Annotated in this window: 1 protein-coding gene; it reads left to right on the top strand. The window is 59.7% G+C overall.

The genetic code is table 11. From position 1 onward, the window contains the following. Positions 1-434: hypothetical protein (locus tag EN780_RS39590; RefSeq protein WP_189557201.1), on the top strand; the 434-nt coding region annotated here is incomplete at both ends.

Here is a 434-nt window from a genome sequence, read left to right as displayed (position 1 = left end):
ACTGCCGACACGGTAACCCGCGCCTACCAGTCGACGGCAAGCTGGAACGGATATTCAGACATTCAATGCATCACGCCCGGCCCGGTGAGCGGCGATGCGGTGTTCTACCTCTGCGCGGATAACGACCTGGTCAAGGCGACGTTCTCGAGCCAGGGGACGTTCAAGAGCACGGCGGTACTGGCGACCTTTGCCGACGCGCTTCGCTATGCCGTTTACGACGACGGAGACCTCGTTGTCTGGACCGATGCCGGAACCGTTTCCCGTGTCGACGGCACGACCGGCGCTATCGAATTCACCAAGTCAGTGCCATATCAAATCGAGGCAATCGGCTCGCGCGATCTAGGCCCGCCTGATCTGCAGCGATTTGTTGACGAACTGTATTTCCTGCCAGTCGGCGGCACGACATCATATTTCACAGACCTCGACCTCGGCAC

This window comes from Mesorhizobium sp. M4B.F.Ca.ET.089.01.1.1 (assembly GCF_004022605.1).
Taxonomy (GTDB): Bacteria; Pseudomonadota; Alphaproteobacteria; order Rhizobiales; family Rhizobiaceae; genus Mesorhizobium; species Mesorhizobium abyssinicae.
The sequence above is the reverse complement of the archived record's forward strand: the minus strand, read 5'-3'. Positions and strand labels throughout refer to the sequence as shown.